At 46.1% G+C, this 18,757-nt stretch carries 18 protein-coding genes; 17 read left to right on the forward strand and 1 reads right to left on the reverse strand.

The annotated features are described in order from the left end of the window. Positions 1 to 10 precede the first annotated feature (10 nt). Positions 11 to 964, forward strand: coding sequence for a ribose-phosphate diphosphokinase (locus ACK8P5_RS00205; RefSeq protein WP_422659013.1), 954 nt, complete (start codon positions 11 to 13; stop codon positions 962 to 964). A gap of 130 nt (positions 965 to 1,094) precedes the next feature. Here ACK8P5_RS00205 and ACK8P5_RS00210 read toward each other — a convergent pair whose 3' ends face one another. Beyond that, positions 1,095 to 1,295 carry a hypothetical protein gene (locus ACK8P5_RS00210; protein WP_422659014.1) on the reverse strand — a complete coding sequence of 67 codons (201 nt, stop codon included), beginning with the start codon at positions 1,293 to 1,295 and terminating at the stop codon, positions 1,095 to 1,097. 100 nt (positions 1,296 to 1,395) lie between these two features. On the opposite strand from ACK8P5_RS00210, the gene pth reads away from it, so the two are divergent. The 16 genes from pth to ACK8P5_RS00290 all read left to right on the forward strand — a co-directional run bounded on the left by pth (position 1,396) and on the right by ACK8P5_RS00290 (position 18,741). Further along, a complete protein-coding gene (pth, locus tag ACK8P5_RS00215) occupies positions 1,396 to 1,959 on the forward strand; it encodes an aminoacyl-tRNA hydrolase (RefSeq protein WP_422659015.1) in 564 nt (187 codons plus the stop codon). An 81-nt stretch (positions 1,960 to 2,040) separates the two neighbouring features. Continuing rightward, a complete protein-coding gene (locus ACK8P5_RS00220) occupies positions 2,041 to 2,271 on the forward strand; it encodes an anti-sigma-F factor Fin (protein ID WP_422659016.1) in 231 nt (76 codons plus the stop codon). A gap of 157 nt (positions 2,272 to 2,428) precedes the next feature. After that, positions 2,429 to 5,956, forward strand: coding sequence for a transcription-repair coupling factor (gene mfd, locus ACK8P5_RS00225; RefSeq protein WP_422659017.1), 3,528 nt, complete (start codon positions 2,429 to 2,431; stop codon positions 5,954 to 5,956). Continuing rightward, positions 5,940 to 7,016, forward strand: a complete 1,077-nt coding sequence (locus ACK8P5_RS00230; RefSeq protein WP_422659018.1) for a foldase protein PrsA — start codon at positions 5,940 to 5,942, stop codon at positions 7,014 to 7,016. Before mfd ends, ACK8P5_RS00230 begins: the two co-directional genes overlap by 17 nt. Before the next feature lie 425 nt (positions 7,017 to 7,441). Beyond that, positions 7,442 to 7,984: a stage V sporulation protein T gene (gene spoVT, locus ACK8P5_RS00235; protein WP_422659019.1), complete on the forward strand. Its 543-nt coding sequence runs from the start codon at positions 7,442 to 7,444 to the stop codon at positions 7,982 to 7,984. A gap of 192 nt (positions 7,985 to 8,176) precedes the next feature. Then, complete coding sequence (locus tag ACK8P5_RS00240) at positions 8,177 to 9,859, forward strand: putative polysaccharide biosynthesis protein (protein WP_422659020.1); 1,683 nt, start codon at positions 8,177 to 8,179, stop codon at positions 9,857 to 9,859. Between the two features lie 94 nt (positions 9,860 to 9,953). Further along, positions 9,954 to 11,471 carry a nucleoside triphosphate pyrophosphohydrolase gene (gene mazG, locus ACK8P5_RS00245; RefSeq protein ID WP_422659021.1) on the forward strand — a complete coding sequence of 506 codons (1,518 nt, stop codon included), beginning with the start codon at positions 9,954 to 9,956 and terminating at the stop codon, positions 11,469 to 11,471. Positions 11,472 to 11,637: 166 nt separating this feature from the next. Then, positions 11,638 to 11,910 carry an HU family DNA-binding protein gene (locus ACK8P5_RS00250; RefSeq protein WP_054956725.1) on the forward strand — a complete coding sequence of 91 codons (273 nt, stop codon included), beginning with the start codon at positions 11,638 to 11,640 and terminating at the stop codon, positions 11,908 to 11,910. Then, a complete protein-coding gene (locus tag ACK8P5_RS00255; RefSeq protein ID WP_422659022.1) occupies positions 11,910 to 12,188 on the forward strand; it encodes an RNA-binding S4 domain-containing protein in 279 nt (92 codons plus the stop codon). The genes ACK8P5_RS00250 and ACK8P5_RS00255 overlap by 1 nt, the downstream gene beginning before the upstream one ends. 120 nt (positions 12,189 to 12,308) lie before the next feature. After that, positions 12,309 to 12,590 (forward strand): sporulation protein YabP, encoded by a 282-nt coding sequence (gene yabP, locus ACK8P5_RS00260; RefSeq protein ID WP_422659023.1) that lies wholly within the window; start codon positions 12,309 to 12,311, stop codon positions 12,588 to 12,590. Further along, a complete protein-coding gene (gene yabQ, locus ACK8P5_RS00265) occupies positions 12,587 to 13,156 on the forward strand; it encodes a spore cortex biosynthesis protein YabQ (RefSeq protein ID WP_422659024.1) in 570 nt (189 codons plus the stop codon). Before yabP ends, yabQ begins: the two co-directional genes overlap by 4 nt. 12 nt (positions 13,157 to 13,168) lie before the next feature. Then, positions 13,169 to 13,510, forward strand: a complete 342-nt coding sequence (locus tag ACK8P5_RS00270; RefSeq protein ID WP_422659025.1) for an FtsB family cell division protein — start codon at positions 13,169 to 13,171, stop codon at positions 13,508 to 13,510. Between the two features lie 121 nt (positions 13,511 to 13,631). Then, entirely contained in the window at positions 13,632 to 14,126 is a 495-nt protein-coding gene (locus ACK8P5_RS00275) for a S1 domain-containing RNA-binding protein (protein ID WP_422659026.1), read from the forward strand. A 347-nt stretch (positions 14,127 to 14,473) separates the two neighbouring features. Then, entirely contained in the window at positions 14,474 to 16,984 is a 2,511-nt protein-coding gene (spoIIE, locus tag ACK8P5_RS00280; protein WP_422659027.1) for a stage II sporulation protein E, read from the forward strand. Positions 16,985 to 17,102: 118 nt separating this feature from the next. Continuing rightward, positions 17,103 to 17,843, forward strand: a complete 741-nt coding sequence (locus ACK8P5_RS00285; protein WP_422659028.1) for a hypothetical protein — start codon at positions 17,103 to 17,105, stop codon at positions 17,841 to 17,843. Further along, positions 17,827 to 18,741, forward strand: a complete 915-nt coding sequence (locus tag ACK8P5_RS00290) for a serine/threonine protein kinase (protein ID WP_422659029.1) — start codon at positions 17,827 to 17,829, stop codon at positions 18,739 to 18,741. Before ACK8P5_RS00285 ends, ACK8P5_RS00290 begins: the two co-directional genes overlap by 17 nt. Positions 18,742 to 18,757 lie beyond the last annotated feature (16 nt).

Raw genomic sequence — 18,757 nt, forward strand, 5'->3', positions numbered from 1 at the left:
TTTCTATTCTATGACTTATCTAGATTCTAAATTGAAAATTTTTACATGTAATTCCAATCCAAAGCTAGCCCATCAAATCGCCGATTATATCGGAATTCCGATGGGGGAGTCCCATACAACCAGCTTTAGCGACGGTGAGATTCAGGTGAAACTCTCCGAAAGCGTTCGTGGCTGCCATGTTTATATTGTACAGTCTACATGTGGGCCGGTTAATGATAACCTGATGGAGCTTCTGGTTATGGTCGATGCACTGAAGCGGGCTTCTGCAAAGAGCATCAACGTGGTTATTCCATACTACGGTTACGCTCGCCAAGACCGTAAAGCTCGTTCGCGTGATCCAATCACTGCGAAGCTGGTTGCTAATCTCATTGAGAAGGCTGGTGCACATCGTGTAATCACGATGGATTTACACGCAATGCAAATTCAGGGCTTCTTCGATATCCCTGTAGACCATTTGCTTGGCGTTCCTATCATTGCCCAGTATTTCCGTTCTAAGCAAATCGAGAATCCAGTCGTTGTATCACCAGATCACGGCGGCGTGGTTCGTGCGAGAAAACTTGCTGATTTCTTGAATGCTCCACTTGCGATCATCGACAAGCGGCGTCCGGAGCCAAATGTAAGCGAAGTTATGAATATTATCGGGAATATCGAGGGCAAAACAGCTATCCTCATCGATGATATCATCGATACGGCTGGTACGATTGTTCTTGGTGCTAACGCACTTATGGAAGGCGGCGTAAAAGAAGTATACGCTTGCTGTACCCATCCTGTACTTTCGGGTCCTGCGATGGAGCGACTGGAGAATTCCCCGCTTAAGGAAGTTATCGTGACAGACACGATTCCGATTACTCATGAGAATCCGAGCAGTAAGTTGACGGTATTGTCGGTTGCTCCGCTCATGGGTGAAGCGATTATCCGTGTTCATGAAGAGTTGTCTATCAGTAAACTGTTTGAGATCGAATAATATTTGCTATATCTTAAAGGGTTACGTTTCCTCCAGAAGGAAATGTAACCCTTGTCGGCTATAGCGGACTTAGTGTCCATCTGTATTAAGAATCCATAAAGAAACCGGTTACAATTATGTAGGCGGGCAATCAGTACCCGGGACGTGAGATGAAGGTAAAAGTGCTCCGGTTATATAAGGTTCCTTCTACTTCCACAAAATGAGCGTCTACGGCCGTGATTAGGCCAACATCGAGATGACAGCCCTGTTCGTACACTTGCACCGGGATAGCGTGCTTCATGTGGTATTGAAAATGGCTATGATGCGTCAATCTCTGTTCATAATTTTTCAATGCCGGTCCACCTTCTTAATGTGAGGGTAATGTATTGTTCATATTGTACTCAGAAAGTTCGAAAGAAGAAAGTATAAATACAGAAAGGAATCAAGACGAAATGAAATGGATTGTTGGATTGGGCAACCCGGGTCCAGCTTATGAAAAGACGCGCCACAATGTCGGGTTTATGGCACTGGATCAGTTGGCTGAGCGTCATGGGATGAAATTTACGAATACCAAATCAAAATCAGTCATTGCCGAAGGCTTCATTGGAGGCAAGAAAACAGCGCTGATTAAACCGATGACATTTATGAATTTATCAGGAGAAGCTGTACGTGCTTTTATGGACTATTATAAAGTGGACCTTGAAGATATGATTGTTGTATATGATGATCTGGATACAGCCGTAGGTAAAATTCGTCTGAGATATCAAGGGAGTGCTGGCGGACATAATGGGATCAAATCCATTATTCAGCATACAGGAACACAGACGTTCAATCGGGTAAGAATGGGGATTTCCCGTCCGGAACCGGGACATGCTATCGTTGATTATGTGTTAGGAACTTTCCCGAAACGCGAACAAGAATTGTTGAAAGATATGATAGATACAACATGCGATGCTCTTGAATTTAGTCTCGATCATACATTTGAGCAAACGATGGCAAAATTTAATGGAGCATAGCGCTTCATCATTCATCCCTCGGTCTGAAAGACTGATAAATCGGGCATACTGAAGGTATAAACGACCTTCAGGAGGCATATGATGGCGATAAACTATATTTGCAGACACTGTCGTACTTTTCAAGGCCGGATTGAATCCACCCATGTTTCAGAAACTCAACTCGGATTCGATTCCTTGACCGCCGAGGAACGCAGGGATATAATAGCGTATGATTTTAATGGGGAGATTACCGTCCGGGTAACTTGTGATCATTGCAGAGAGGCGCTGGAAGCGCATCCCGAACTAAGTCTATTAGCAAGTCCCCTTCAGTAGTAAACAGCTTCTATGATTAGTCATAGGATGTAATGTAAGATGGACAAAAAGCGCGGTTAGCGAAAGGCCGCGATTTAGCCTTGGCAGTCTGCTGAGGCTTCTTTTCGATTACACATTTTCGATAAATTTATACGTTAGCATAAGAGAGGTGCCCCTTTTGTTACAAGCACTTATTGACGTCTTTTCGGAAGATTCAGACTTTAAATCTATTGCAGCCGGTACATCGGCAGGAATGAGAGAACAGCTTATTTCAGGTCTGTCTGGTTCGTCCAGACAAGTCTTAATGGCTGCAATATTCCAGAGCCAGGAGCGTCCATTGCTCGTGGTTACCCATAATATGTTCTCGGCGCAAAAAATTGCAGATGACCTCCAAGAGGTACTGTCTGCTGATCAAGTACTGCTATATCCGGCAAACGAATTAGTAGCAGCGGAATCAGCCGTATCCAGCCCGGAGACCTTAGCCCAGCGAATTGATGTACTTCATCGTTGTGCGCGTGGCTTCCGGGGTGTTGTCGTGGCTCCGCTTTCAGGTGTGCGTCGCTTGTTGCCTGCACCAGAAGTGATGGCGGATGCGCGTATTGTACTAAACGATGGCGGCACGCTTGAACTCGAGTCATTCTTGAACCGGATGGTTGAGCTCGGTTATGAGCGAGTAGAGCGAGTGGAAAGTCGCGGTGAGATGAGTGTACGGGGAGGAATTATTGATTTCTATCCGATGACAACCTCTTTTGCTTACCGCGTGGAGCTATTTGACGAAGATATTGATTCCATTCGTACCTTTGATCCATCGGATCAGCGATCCATTGATAAAGTAAAAGAAGTGGTTATCACTCCGTGCAAGGAAATAATTGCAGATACAGAGCGACTCACCCGTGCAGCTGAGAACATTTCCAGAATGTTGGAAACTCAGCTCGAGAGAATGACAGATAGACAAGCGAAGCTTCGCTTGCGTGAAGAAATAAACCGTGAAGTTGAAATGCTGCGAGAGCGTGTGTATTTCCCTGAGATCTACAAATATATTTCACTCTTGTATCCGGAAAGAACGCATTTATACGATTACATGCCAGAAGATACGATACTTATAATGGATGAACCTGCACGTCTTCTGGAAACAGGGAAGCAACTAGAGCGGGACGAGGCGGAATGGAACCTTCACCTGATGCAACACGGCAAATCTTTGCCTGACCTTCCTTTATCACTTGACAGTGATGATGTCGTATATCAGCATCGATTCCAAACACTGTTGATCTCTATGTTTTTGCGTCAGGTACCGAGAATTCAACCTCAAAATATCGTAAACTTCATTACCCGAGGCATGCAGGATTTCCATGGACAGATGAATGTGTTAAAGGCAGAAATGGAACGCTGGCATAAAACAGGTGTCAAGGTGATGATGTTGGCGGGTGGTCCTGATCGTATGGATCGCATGAGACGCGTGCTCCAGGATTATGGAATCAATGAGCCCATTATGCTTGACGGAAGCCTGCAAAATGGTTTTGAGATACCTTCAGTTCATGCGGCAGTAATTACTGAGGCAGAAATGTTCTCACAGAAGCAGCGTAAGGTTCGCAAAAACACTAAAAATATGGACAACGCCGAGCGGATTAAGAGCTACACAGAGCTTAAAGTCGGCGATTATGTTGTACATCAGAACCATGGTATTGGTAAATACATGGGGATTGGAACACTTGAAATCAACGGTATTCATAAAGACTATATGCATATCCTCTACGCAGGAAGTGATAAGCTGTCGGTACCGATTGAACAGATTGATCTGATTCAAAAATATGTGGGTTCAGAGGATAAGGAGCCTAAGATTTATAAGCTCGGAGGTAACGAATGGACACGAGTTAAGAATAAAGTCCGTTCCTCTGTACAAGATATCGCTGATGATCTGATTAAGCTCTATGCTGACCGTCAGTCTGCGCCGGGCTATGGATTCGAGAAAGACACACCAGAGCAGCAGGAATTTGAAGATTTGTTCCCTTATGATGAAACCCATGATCAACTCAGGGCAATCGGGGAAATCAAGAAGGATATGGAGCAGAATCGTCCGATGGATAGATTGCTCTGCGGGGATGTTGGTTATGGCAAAACCGAGGTTGCGGTTCGAGCTGCTTTTAAAGCTGCGATTGAAGGCAAACAGGTTGCAGTTCTCGTACCGACAACAATACTCGCTCAACAACACTATGAAACATTCCGAGAGCGGTTCTCAAACTATCCAATCAATATCCAGGTGCTTAGCCGCTTCCGCAGCCGTAAAGAGCAGAATGAGACCATTAAGAAGGTCAAACAAGGAACAGTTGATATTCTAATCGGTACCCATCGTCTTTTGTCACAAGATCTTGTGTTTAAAGATCTGGGTCTGCTTATTGTCGATGAGGAGCAGCGTTTTGGCGTAACGCATAAGGAGAAATTAAAGCGTCTGAAGACGAATGTGGACGTGCTGACACTTACAGCAACACCGATTCCGCGTACACTTCACATGTCTATGCTGGGCGTTCGTGATTTGTCTGTAATTGAGACACCACCAGAGAACCGTTTCCCAGTACAGACTTATGTTGTTGAGCATAGCCAGACGCTTGTCAGAGAGGCTATAGAGCGTGAGTTGGCTCGTGGTGGACAGGTATATTATCTATACAATCGTGTACAAGGAATCCAGGAGATGGCTGCTCAAATTTCGATGCTTGTTCCTGAAGCCAAAGTAGGCGTTGGGCATGGACAAATGTCTGAGACGGAACTTGAGAAGACAATTCTTGATTTCCTAGATGGCGAATATGATGTGCTGGTAAGTACGAGTATCATTGAGACAGGCGTGGATATTCCGAATGTAAATACGCTGATTGTACATGATGCAGATAAAATGGGATTATCTCAGCTGTATCAATTACGTGGACGAGTAGGCCGTTCTAATCGGATAGCTTACGCCTACTTTACTTACCAGCGGGATAAGGTATTGACCGAAGTAGCTGAAAAGCGTCTTCAGTCGATCAAGGAGTTTACAGAGCTTGGCTCAGGTTTCAAAATTGCCATGCGCGACTTGTCCATTCGAGGAGCAGGGAATCTGCTTGGTGCAGAACAGCATGGCTTCATTGCATCCGTCGGGTTCGATTTATATTCTCAAATGCTAGCTGAAGAAATTCAGAAACGTAAAGTGAGTATGCTCGGTGAGCCGGCGGTACCGTCAGAGCACTGGAATACTTCGATCGACCTGGGAATTGATGCGTACCTGCCATCGGATTATATTTATGACAGCATTCAGAAGATTGAAATATACAAAAAGGTTGCTGTCGTATCCTCCTTTGACGAGGCAGCAGAGCTTGAAGACGAGCTGCTTGATCGATTTGGCGAATTGCCACTAGCAGTGCAAAATCTACTGGCTGTTTCCCGTCTTAAGGTATTCGGACGTATGTATGGAATTGACTCCATTTCTCAACGTGGAGATGATGTCCTTTTGCAGTTCTATGAAGGGCAGGATAAAATTGTTAACACGGTTAGGCTTGCCGAAATTGGAAATCTGTTCGAAAGACGTGTACAATTTGATCAAGGGCCCAATATGCTGATCCGTCTCAAGGGTAAGGGTCTTTCGGATCAACAGTTGCTCGAATTACTAGAGCAATTTCTGGAGGCTGCCAAGGAGCCATTCAACCTGAAGGGAGATTTACAAAATGCCGTCAAGAAATAAAAAGGCGTGGAAGATGTTTATCGTATCACTAGCTGCGGTAATGTCCATGTCGGTACTCGCAGCATGCGGTGACGACAGTAAAGATAATGCACAACCGAAGGATGATAGCAAAGTTGTAGTGAAATACAAAGGTGGAGAAATTACGGAGAAAGAATTCGACCTTGAACAGCGCATGATGCAGTTCATGTCTCCGGAATATGCTCAGCTCCTGCAAATGGACCAATTCAAAGAATATTTGGCCAAGCAGGGAGTAACCTATGAGTATCTCTATTCCAAAGCGGGTGAAGAGGCAAAGAAAGCAGCTAAAACTCAAGCGGATGATCTGGTGAAACAGAACAAAACCGCGATGGGTGAAGAGCAGTTTAAGAAATCCTTGGAGGCACAGAATCTGACAGAGCAAGATCTCACGAATTATATGCTTCGAGTATTAACCGTGATGGAAGATCAGAAGAACAAAGTGACAGAAGACGATATCAAGAAGGAGTTCGAAAGTAAGAAACAGGACTTCACGACGATTAGTGTCCGTCACGTTCTGATCGGATTTACAGATGCTGAAGGCAAGGAACGCAAAGAAGAAGATGCTTTAAAACTTGCCAAAGAGGTTAAATCTAAATTGGACAAGGGCGAAGATTTTGCCAAAATTGCAAAAGAATACTCCGAAGATCCAGGATCGAAGGATAATGGTGGTCTCTATGAGAACAAGGAAGCCCGCACTTGGGTGACGGAGTTCAAAGAAAAGGCACTCACTCTTCCTCTGAACAAGATCAGTGACCCTGTTAAGACGGACTATGGTTACCATATCATGAAGGTTGAAAGTCGTAAGGAAGTTACCTATGACAAGTTGAGTGATACGCAAAAGGAAAGTATTCATAACGAATTGGCTTCTCTCAAAGTCGATGATTTCATGAAGAACGAGCTTGACGGTTTAATTGAAAAAATGGATCTTCCTAAGAGTGAAACTCCTCCAACAGATGATAAGGGCACCGAGAGCAAAGATAAGGCCCCTGCAACAGGTGAAGGAACGAAAGACAGCGAGAAGACCGAAGAAACTGGAAAATGAACGAACGGATAATCTAGGCAAGGACAGCAGTCTCAGACCCGCATTTTTCACAGTCTAACAACATGTCACAGTCATCAGTTGAATCAAAATCGCGCAGATGGGATCAGCTTCCTGCCGACCACTTATTTCATGCAGCTTTAAACTCCGAGATTTCTGAGAGATGAGCTTCGTTTATCGAGTGTGTCAAAAGGAATGCTGAACGATCCATAGTGCGAAATTTGCACTATGGATTTTTCTGCTCGGCAAGCCTTGCTGGTTCAAATAGAAATTCTTTTTGTAACCAATATCGGGCTAAGCATGTATAAGGATATGGGAAAGGATGAATACTATGGTCAGACATTACACTTATATACCTGGGGACATCCTCTTCCCGTACCCGCACAGTAGTTGAAAAATCTTCTTAAGAAAGTGGGGCAACATGTGAAATGAAAGCTACTGGAATCGTTCGCCGTATAGATGACCTCGGGCGCGTGGTTATCCCAAAGGAAATTAGACGCACACTGCGAATCCGTGAAGGAGATCCGCTTGAGATTTTTGTAGATCGGGATGGGGAGGTTATTTTGAAGAAATACTCTCCAATCGGTGAATTGGGTGACTTCGCGAAGGAATATGCTGAATCACTTTATGAAGGTACAGGTCATATGACCATTATCTCTGACCGTGATACGTTTATTGCTGTAGCTGGGGGTTCCAAGAAGGAATATCTGGACAAGCAGATCGGTAATTTGCTCGAAAATTGCATGGAAAACCGAAAAACTGTGTTGGAAACAAATACAGGAACATATGAGATCAGCAAAGATAACCCAGAGGAATTCTCAAGCTTTGTAGCGGCTCCGATCGTTACAGGCGGAGACCCGATCGGCTGCGTTCTGCTCTTGAACAAAGATGAATCGGTAAACATGGGTGAAATGGAAACGAAGATGGCTGAAACAGCTGCAGCTTTCCTTGGAAAGCAAATGGAGCAGTAATAGCTCTTTCCTGAATAAAGGCAATTTACTCCCTCTGATCCTCGGACCATGCTGGTCCGATAGCAGGTGGGAGTTTTTTGTCTTTCTGGAGCTATATGGTTTTAAGTTTTGAGACTCCGATCCAATTCCGGTTATAATGGGGTATCAAAGGTCCTTTTAAACGGACGAACCATAAGGGAATGGCGCTGACTAATGAAACATAATGAATCAGGATCTAGGCTTCTTCAGGGGGCTTTTATTCTTAGCGCGGCGGCAATCGGTTCCAAGCTGATCGGAACGCTGCAAAAAATACCACTGCAAAATATGGGCGGTGACGCCGTATTTGGCATTTATAATACGGTTTATCCGCTATATATGATGATCATTACAGTAGCAGCAGCTGGCTTCCCAGCGGCTTTGTCGAAATATGTGGCTGAGTATGAGACTGCAGGACGTTTCGAAGATAGTCGGAGGATGCTTCGTGTATCGACTGTTACCCTTCTCCTATTCGGCCTTGCTCTGGGTGTAACGTTGTATCTAGGCGCGCCGATATTAGGGATATGGATCGGTGACGATCATGTTGTACCAGCATTAAGGAGTGGGGCACTGGCGCTGGCATTCGTTCCATGGATGGCACTTTTGCGAGGGTATTTTCAGGGATTACACAACATGGTGCCTACAGCCGTATCACAAATTGCAGAGCAGTCCATACGTGTGGCTGTTATGATTGTCCTTCTCCTCTACATGATTGGTGCAGGCGCTGGCGTAGACCAAATTGCTGCTGGGGCATTATTTGGATCTGCAGCAGGTGGATTGGCGGGTCTGCTTGTTATGGCTTACTACTGGCGTAAAGAAGTCTCCTCACGTCGAATCGAAGGATTCACAGCAGAAGGGGTTCATAAAGCAGGTGTAGAGTCACTTCATGGGCAATCTCAAGGCGTACAGTTGGAGCGGGAAGGGTATGTACGTATTCTTCGCAGAATGTTGGTTTACGCGTTGCCTATTTGTATGAGTGCTCTCGCAGTTCCTTTAATTGGCTTAGTGGACACTTTTACTGTACCTAGGCTGCTTAAAGACACGGGCCTATCGGGGCAATCAGTAATGGCCCAGTTCGGTATTTATAACCGCGGACTTCCACTTGTTCAGCTCGTGACAATGATGGCGACCTCTTTATCGGTGTTGTTTATCCCAGCATTGGCTGAAGCGAAATTTAAGAACCAGAATGAACTGGTGGTGAAGCAGTGCAGACTCGCACTACGCTGGTTTTGGTTACTTGGTCTTGCAGCATCCGTAGGGCTCGCCGCACTCGCAATTCCCATCAACATTATGTTGTATCAGGATGCGGTAGGTAGTGGTGTGATGCGCTGGATTGCTTTTACAGCTGTTGGTGGTACCGTAAGCATTATCTCCGCTGCTCTGCTGCAAGGGATCGGTATCGTGCGAGCCCCGGCAATTCATCTACTGGCAGGTGCTGCATTTAAGCTTGGTCTTAACTTGCTATTAGTACCTACTATGGGCATTACGGGTGCCGCAATTGCTGGTGTAGTAGCACATTTCATCGCGGCAACGCTGAATGTAATCCTGCTTGCTCGGTCAACCGGCTTCCGACTGGACGCTGTTAATTCGCTTGCCAAGCCTGTATTTATCATCGCAGCGCTGGCGTTAGCAGCTTGGGGCATAAGTAATGCTACAGGTGACCTACTTGCGATGGTAGGCATTGCTGAGGGGCGCTTGAGCGCTGCTGCCTCCAGTCTGACTGGTGTGGTAGCGGGAGCCGTTGTCTTTCTTGCCGGTGCTGTGTTTACGAAGCTCCTTACTGAAGAGGAGCTTCGCATGCTGCCGAAGGTCGGAAGTCCTCTAGTAGCGATGCTTAAAGCGATGCGCATGCTGAGCTGACAACGTGCAGGCGTGAGATGTCTTTCCGTCTGTGGTATAGTAGTGTACGAAAAACACCGCCCATAAAGATCGGGCGAAGAGCGGAGGAAGCTTTATGAGTGCAGCCATTACGGTTGTTGGCCTCGGTTCGGGCAACCCGGACAGACTAACATTAGGCATTATGAAAACACTACAGGGTGCTGCCAAGGTATACGTACGCACCTTGTCTCATCCCGTGATAACGGCATTGGAAGAGCTCGGTGTCGTTATGGAATCGTTTGATCATGTATATGAGAGTCATGACACGTTTCCTGAGGTATATAATTTTATTGCTTCCGCATTAATCGACGAGGCAGCAAAGTCCGAAGATAGCAGTAGTGAGATTGTCTACGCCGTTCCAGGTCACCCTATGGTGGCAGAGGCGACCGTAAAGCTGCTCCGGGAGCGATGCCCGGAGCAGCACATAACGCTGACTGTACTCGGAGGAGAAAGCTTCCTTGACGAAGCCTTCGTCCGCCTCGGATTTGATCCGATTGAAGGCTTTCAGCTGCTGGATGCCGCCGAGCTTCGAAGCAGTCTTATCCAGCCGCAGCTTCATACGCTCATCGGTCAGGTTTATGACATGTTCACTGCATCAGAAGTTAAGCTTGCACTGATGGAGATCTATCCGGATGAATATGAAGTGATTGTCGGACATGCACTCGGCGTAGAAGGCGAAGAGTCTATTGTCCGTGTTCCGCTTTTTGAACTGGACCGAATTGAAGGTTATGGCAACCTATCACTGGTTTATGTACCCCGTAGCGATGATGACGGGCTGCGTCAACGGACCTTTGCCCGCCTTCATGAAATCGTTGGTATTCTTAGAAGTCCAGAAGGATGCCCTTGGGATCGGGAGCAGACCCATGAATCCATTCGTAAAAATTTGATTGAGGAAACATACGAAGTTTTGGAGACGATTGATGAGGATGATCCGGAGCATATGCAGGAGGAGCTTGGTGATCTGCTGCTTCAAATCTTGCTTCATTCTCAGATGGAAGAAGAACTTGGTACGTTTACGGTCTATGATGTCATACAGGGCCTGAATGATAAGTTGATATTCCGCCATCCACACGTCTTCGGTGAGAACTCTGCGAAGAATGCAGAGGATGCTCTGCAGAATTGGGAGCAGATGAAAGCAGAAGAGAAGCGGCGGAAGGGACTTGATCCGGAGAAATCATCTGCACTCGATGGCATTCCCCGTGATCTACCCGCCCTGATGAAGGCTTATAAGCTGCAGAAAAAAGCATCTAAGGTCGGTTTCGACTGGGATGATATTAACGGTGTGTTCCAGAAGATTGAAGAAGAACTCGCTGAGCTGCGCGAAGCAGTAGCTGAGGGGCAGTCTCCGGAAGATCAGGCACTTGAACTCGGGGATTTACTATTTGCCGTAAGTAATGCAGCCCGATTCATAAAGGCCGATCCGGAGGAAGCATTGACGAGAACGAACCGGAAGTTTGTCTCGAGATTCCGGTATATCGAGGAGCAGCTGGAAGCACAGGGCAAATCAGTGCAGGACAGTTCCCTGCAAGAGATGGAATCTCTGTGGCAGTCCGCTAAGCGGATTATGTCATCTAATGGTGACGGCACACCGTGAAAAAAGACGGTTTTTCGCACAAAAAATAAAAAAATAGGGTAATGCGGCAGGAATTGAGCAAACGGTCCAGAATAACCAAGTAAGGTATTTGTGGCTTATATGGCTGATTTACTACCTGCAGTACCGCAATCTTTTACTTTTCTGATAATTGGGAGGATTTAAAATTATGAACAAAACAGACTTGATCAACAACATTTCCAGCAAAAGCGGATTGACTAAAAAAGACGTAGAAAACGTTTTGAACGGTTTTCTTGGTGAAATTACAGATGCCCTTGCTAGTGGCGACAAAGTACAATTGATTGGCTTCGGTACATTTGAAACTCGCAAACGCGCTGGTCGTACAGGCCGTAACCCACAAACAGGTAACACAATCGAAATTCCTGAGTCTAATGTTCCTGCATTTAAGGCAGGTAACAAACTTAAAGAAGCTGTAAAGTAATGCGTGTCGATAAATTCCTTAAAGTATCGAGGTTAATCAAGCGGCGTACCGTAGCGAAAGATGTATCAGACCAAGGACGAGTGCTGATCAACGGCCGTGAGGCCAAACCGAGCGGCAACGTTAAGGTAGGCGATGAGATTACGGTTCAGTTTGGCCAAAAGCTGGTTACTGTCCGTGTCGAGCGTCTTGCTGAGACCACCCGTAAAGATGAGGCTACTAGCCTTTACACCTTGGTTAAGGAAGAACCGATCGTCAAAGATAACGGATTGGACTGGTAAGAGCAGTCTATCCAGGAGAACCCTCTCACATTTGTGAGAGGGTTCTTTTTTGTATGACGGTTACAGTTCTAAAGACAGGCTCTACCCCATAAGCTAATTCTAAAAGGAGGGGTACATGCCATGATCGACCAAGGGAAAGGCAAACATCATGACCTTAGGATGCAGAATCGCAAACAGCTCGACATCAGCGGCGTCCAAAATGTGGAGAGCTTTGATAGTGAAGAATTTCTACTGCAGACTGAACTCGGGCATCTGACCATCCGGGGCCAGAATTTACATATCAAAAATTTAAGTCTGGAAGAGGGGCTTCTGTCTATTGAAGGCTTAGTGCACTCCCTCATCTACTTAAATCCCGGATCCCAGGCTAAAAATAAGAGTCTCCTCGGCAAGTTGTTTAAATGAACCCGCAAATCCAATGGATCACGCTGCTCTGGATGTTATTCTCCGGGGCGGCTATGGGACTGGCCTATGACAGCTACCGGGTGCTGGCAGGTCAGCTTCGCTTTCCTAGATGGTCGCAGCATGCGCTGGATATGGCGTACTGGATCGCAGCGGCTTTATTTGTATTCCGAATGCTATATGTGACAAACTATGGCCAACTGCGTTTTTACGTTTTTTTAGGACTCTTTCTAGGGGTTTGGATCTATTTTTTATTATGGAGTGTTATAACTAAGCGTTTTGTGGTAATGTTAATTCAGGCGGCAAAACGCTTGCTGTCGGTTTTAATGACGATGTTTCGCGTATTGGTCTGGAATCCGATCAGGGGTATCCTGAACCTATTGAAAGGGCTGATTAAGCTTCTCTGGAGATTGGTCATGTTCCTTTTACGTGTGGTACTGCGATGCTTGTTGCCTTTTTGGAGTCTTCTGAAATGGATGCTGAGGCCGATCACATCGCGTGTAAAGATGCCTGTTTGGGTCAAGGATGTGGCGGACAAGGTTATAAAGGCGTGGAAACGCTGGTTTTAGGAGGAATGAGTCATGGGAAGATTTGCTGAACAAACGAAGCAGGCTCCCCAAAAGACAACAAAGAACAAAGGCGCACTTCGGCGCAGAAGAATGTATATGGCCGTCATGGCGCTATTTGTGATCTGGGCAGGCTCAACGCTTTGGTCTCAAAATGTTCACATCCAAGACCGGAGTGAGATACTGGCACAAAAACGCCTTGAACAGCAAGCTGTGCAAGATTCATGGAACAAGTTGAATCTTGAAGTTGAGCGGCTGCAAGATCCCGAATATATCGGGCAAATTGCAAGAAAGAAATTCGGACTTTACCCACCGAGTGAGGTTCCAATTATTCAACCACAGAATCAGGATGAATAATACTGGTAAAGCCATGACATACGTCTGTTGACCTCTTTTAGGTCATTGGGTATAATCAAATCACCGCAGTGAGATTCAAGAAATCGGACTGTATATTTTTAAGGGAGGATCATTTTATTCTATGGCAATTGAAGTGGGCACCAAGTTAGAAGGCAAGGTGACAGGCATAACGCATTTTGGAGCATTTGTGGATCTGTCAGGAGGTGTCACGGGTCTCGTTCACATCTCAGAGATCGCCGACAACTACGTTAAGGATGTCAACGATCACTTGAAGATCAACGATGTCGTTACCGTGAAGGTGATTAATGTCGACAAAGACGGCAAGATCGGTCTTTCGATCAAGCAGGCTGTTGACAAACCAGCTTCCGAAAGTCGTCCACCACGCGCACCAAGACCGGAGCGTAGCGGCGGCGGAGGCGGCGGAGGAGAACGATTCGGCGGTGGCGGTGGAGGATATAACCGTGAACGCGGCGGACGTTCGTTTAAGCCTGCGGCCAACAAGCCTTCATTTGAGGATAAAATGTCACGTTTCCTGAAAGATAGTGAAGAACGTATTTCTTCACTTAAGAAGAATACAGAGGGCAAACGCGGTGGACGCGGAGCCAAACGGGTGTAATTCGATAAAATATAAATTTACCGCAGAGGGAAATAACCTTCTGCGGTTTTTTTGTCGCGTGATGCAAGGGTACGACACGTTCCTACGTGATTTACGTGTCAAAAACGTGAAAACCAAAAATGAAGGTGCCCCAATTCGGGAAACAGTATACCCAAAATTTAGTCAACTGAATCACCCAAATGGTAAATGCATCAAGGGATTAGCCTGCCTTGTCCGAGCTTTCGCGGAGGCAGGCTTTTTTGTCGGAAATTTCTTTGGAGCTTGTCCGGTGTTCTGACAAACTTTCTCGGTACGTCGGTTTTATAATGAGACCAAACAAATTCGTGAAAGAATGGGGTGCCAGGGTGATGGAAAAAAGAAACGTGGTAATGTTTCCGGGGGCAGATACGGCAAAAGGAGGAGCGGGAGTCTTTCGTGCCCGCTTAGCAGAACGTATTGGGCAATTGTCCTTCTTGCAGCGACCCCTTGAGCTACTGGCCGCTAAGAAGTGGATGATACTGCTGACCTTTATGGGTTTTCTGTTAGGAAGAGCGATGATTCTGGACGAGTTATCTCCGTTTGCAGCAGCTTATTTTGCGGTCATCGCATTTATGCGTAGAGATTACTTACTTCCAGTAGGGATCGCAGTTATTGCAGGAAGTATTTTTGCATCAAGTTCATCTGCATTGATGATCCCAGCGGAGCTTATCCTCTTCTACTTCATGCTTCGAGGGTTGGAGTCTTATGAACGAGCAGAGTTGTCATATGCACCGATGATGGTGTTTGTGTCTACCTTCGTTGTAAACTTGTTCGCCCTGCTGATCGGTCCATCCATGAACTGGTACGCTGTGATGATGATGTCACTCGATGCAGTACTCGGGTTCGTGCTGACGCTAGTGTTTATTCAGGCCATTCCGGTATTTACACTACGTAAAAAAAATTATGTGCTCAAGAACGAGGAAATCCTATGCCTTATCATACTACTGGCCTCTGTTATGACAGGTGCTGTGGGCTGGGTCATTCAAGGAATGTCCGTAGAGCATGTGTTGTCACGCTACTTAATTCTATTGTTCGCTCTGGTTGGTGGGGCTCCTCTCGGTGCTTCGGTAGGTGTGGTTACTGGCCTCATTTTAAGCTTAGCTGACATATCAGCATTTGCTCAGATGAGTCTCCTTGCTTTTGCGGGTATGCTCGCTGGCATGCTCCGTGAAGGCAAGAAGGGAGGTGTTTCTCTAGGCATGCTGCTAGGGGCCACCATACTGTCCATTTATTTCAATAAACCTAGTGAGGTTATGCTCTCAACTTGGGAGACCTGCATTGCGATTGGATTATTTCTAATTACACCAAAAAGCCTAACACGGGCGATTGGCAAATATGTGCCTGGAACGCAGGACCATACGAAGTCTCAACATGAGTATGCGAAGCGGGTTAGGGACTTGACGGCCGATCGAGTGACCCAATTTTCTCAAGTGTTTCGGCAGCTCTCTCAGAGTTTTGGACAGACGACAGGGACGATACAGCCACCAGGTAGGCAGGCCGAGGAAATGAATCATTTTATGGATGCGGTTGCAGAAGGGGCGTGCTCCTCTTGCTTTAAGCGAAATCACTGCTGGGATGCCAAGTTTTATCAGACGTATAAATATATGACCGATATGATGACCACGATTGAAGAGAATCCAGGTGTCGAGACAAAGGATCTCCCACCGTCTTGGGATAAGATATGTGGGAAGAAGGAAGAAGTGCTCGGTTTGCTAAAACAGCAATATCACTTGTACCAACATGATATGCAGTGGAAACGTCAAATATTCGATAGTCGTCATCTTGTTGCAGAACAATTATCCGGCGTATCGCAGGTTATGGAGGACCTTGCACGAGAAATCAAACGGGAAAGTCAGACGATGCATATCCAAGAGGAGCAGATAAGGGAGGCATTACAGCATTTAGGTCTATCTATTCAAGGCATAGATATTATTAGCTTAGATTCCGGCCATGTGGAAATTGAGATTATCCACGCTTACACAAGGGGGTATGATGAGTGCCGAAAGATCATTGCTCCGCTTCTCTCAGATATTATCGGGGAACATATCGCTGTCGTGGAAGAGACGATGACTCATCCCCGGGATGGGCTGGCTACTGTTCGATTCGGTTCAGCGAAGACGTTTGAGATCACGACAGGTGTGGCCGCCGCAGCCAAAGGAGGAGATTTGTTATCAGGGGACAGCTTTAGTACCGTTGAACTTGGAAATGGAACCTTTGCGGTGGCATTAAGTGATGGAATGGGTAATGGAGAGAGGGCGAGGATGGAGAGCAGCTCAGCACTTAATATTTTGGAACAACTATTGCAGTCGGGTATGGATGAGAAGCTTGCAATTAAATCAGTTAATTCAATTCTCATGCTTCGATCACCTGAAGAGATTTATGCAACCGTTGATATGGCATTGATTGATCAATATTCTGCCCAGACTATTTTTATGAAAATTGGATCAACACCGAGCTTTATAAAAAGGGGAAATGAAGTCATCCCGGTCACGGCTAGCAATCTGCCGATAGGTATTATCCAGGATATTGAGGTAGATCTAGTATCCGTGCAGCTTCAGGCAGGGGATGTACTCATTATGATGACAGACGGGATTTATGATGCGCCAGGATACGCCGTGAACAAAGAACTTTGGATGAAACGAATTATTCAGGAGGTAGACAGTTCAGATCCACAGGAAATTGCAGATTGCTTATTAGAAAAGGTTATTCGATATCAGCAGAATCAGATTCATGATGATATGACTGTCGTGGTAGGCCGTGTAGATCATTTTCATCCCGAGTGGGCTAATGTTCATGTGCCGGGATTTGCACGAATGGAGCGTCCTCGTACCGTAAGTTGATTAAAGTGAATTACCCGGGAAATGCCTGTCTATTCTTTTAAATATCGTTTGAACTCTATAAAAACTGGGAATGATAGAGAGAACGATAGTTTAATGAAGTGACGGGGAGGATGCAAATATGAAACAGATTTTGCTCATCACGGATGGTTGTTCAAATGTAGGGCCTAGTCCGATTATGGCAGCAGCACATGCGCTGCAAGAAGGAATTACGGTCAATGTTGTCGGTGTCCTTGATTATGGAACGATAGGTGAGCTTGGTGCTTTTGAAATTCAAGAGATCGCCAAAGCTGGCGGTGGGATACACCGCATTGTGGGCACGCCTATGCTCGCTAGAACGATGCAGATGATGACTCGTAAAACAGTTGTTCAAACTATACAGCAAGCGGTTAATAAAGAGATACAGCAAATACTAGGGGGAGGAGCAATTGAAGACCTTCCGCCTGAGAAACGATCACAGGTGGTTGAAGTGGTAGATGAACTTGCGGAGACCTCACCTTTGCAAGTAGCGCTATTAATTGATGCTAGTGCTAGTATGAAGCCTAAGCTTGGAGCGGTAGAGGAAGCAATTCGGGACCTGATGCTCAGTTTGAAAGCTCGAGCGGGGTCTAGTAGGATTTCGGTATTTCATTTTCCTGGACGCGGGATTGGAGAAGATATCGTAAAGGATGTTGATTGGACTTCAGATCTGGATGGGGTGAGATCCTTATTTCAAAAGCTACAGATGAAGGGCGCAACACCGACAGGCCCAGCTTTACTTAAGGTGATTGATTATTATCGTTATGGTACACTAGATGGTAATCAATCATGGCTGGGTGATTCCGGCCAAGAGGAAGGGATGCTCGGTGACTACGTTGTCTAATTCCGGTTATCCGCCGGGAACCGTAATTACAGGGAAATGGCGGAAGAGTCGATACATCGTACAGCGGATGTTAGGCAAGGGGGCTAACGGCAGAGTCTATCTAGTACAACGGCCTGGAAGTACGGAGCGCTATGCTTTAAAGATGGGGTATGATACCCTTGATCTTCAATCGGAGATCAATGTATTAAACACGCTCAAAGAGCAGATGTCAGTTCCATACTTGGTAGAAGCTGATGACCATCAGGACAGCGCTGGGGAAGTTCCCTTCTATGTCATGCGATATGTTGAAGGAAGCCAGCTTCAGCGTTTCATTCGTTCACGAGGAAGAGAATGGCTTGGTCTTGTGGGGCTTAAACTGCTCGAGCGACTCTCGGTGCTGCACCGTTCTGGTTATATTTTTGGTGATCTAAAGCCTGAGAATGTAATCGTGTCAGCGTATGGTCAAGTGGAATTGATCGATTATGGCGGAGTTAGTGCTGTCGGCCGAAGTGTGAAGCAATTTACTGAGTGGTATGATCGTGGGTATTGGAATGCCGGGAGCCGGACCGGCGACGAAGGTTATGATCTGTTCTCGTTTGCCGTGATGTGTATTCAGCTATTGGATGAAGAGGCGCTTAAGACGGCCGCATCACAATTACCACAGGTCCGTCATGTCTCGGATCTTCAGGATGCACTACGAAAGAGCTCGCAGCTTAGGCCATATGCCGGCTGGTTGAGTAAAGCCCTTGCTGGCGAATTCGCAGATTCACGGGAAGCGGTGAACTACTGGAGAAGTCGTGTGTATTCCCCATCCCGTTGGGACGGTGGGAACACGAAGACACCGCGGTGGCTTACAAATTCTTTTGTTATGTCGCTAATTATTCTAGGTTGTGCGATATACTTATTTCTCCGTACATAAGTCCGTGATGCCGGAT

It is taken from the genome of Paenibacillus sp. EC2-1 (genome assembly GCF_049311625.1).
GTDB lineage: Bacteria > Bacillota > Bacilli > Paenibacillales > Paenibacillaceae > Paenibacillus_AQ.